The organism is Variovorax sp. E3 (genome assembly GCF_016082275.1).
Taxonomy (GTDB): domain Bacteria; phylum Pseudomonadota; class Gammaproteobacteria; order Burkholderiales; family Burkholderiaceae_C; genus Variovorax.
The window spans coordinates 1-438 of the sequence record NZ_MOWM01000389.1; the positions used below are offsets into that span (position 1 = coordinate 1).

The window sequence follows — 438 nt, forward strand, 5'->3', positions numbered from 1 at the left end:
CTCGGGGCTCGACACCATCACCAGCGGCTTCAGCAGTCTTTCTGCCTCGACCTCTTCAGGGTTGAGCGGTGTCACGAGCAGCCTGAGCACCGTGAGCGGCGACACCCGCAGCCTGTCCACCTCGATGTCCTCGGGCTTGACTGCGTCGCGAATGGAATCAGCACGGCAAGCGGCCGCATCGACAGCCTCTCGACCGCCACGTCCAGCGGACTGAACACGGTCTCCATCGGCATCGCCAGCCTGTCCTCGGGCCTGACCGCGACCAATGGCAACGTCAACACGGTGAGCACAAGGCTCGGCGACATCGACCAATCGGGCACCCGCTATTTCCGCGACAACTCGACGCGCCCGGCGCGGTGGCGAGCGGGCAGGAGGCGGTCGCCATCGGCCCGCGGTCGGAGGCCAGCGGCGACAACGCGCTGGCCGCCGGCAACGGCG

The 438-nt window shown here is 68.3% G+C and carries 1 protein-coding gene; it reads left to right on the forward strand.

Annotated features, from left to right (window positions below; all coding sequences use genetic code 11):
- Window positions 1-356 precede the first annotated feature (356 nt).
- Window positions 357-438, forward strand: an 82-nt coding sequence (locus BMG07_RS44555) for a hypothetical protein (protein WP_198089243.1), incomplete at its 3' end; no start/stop codon positions are given.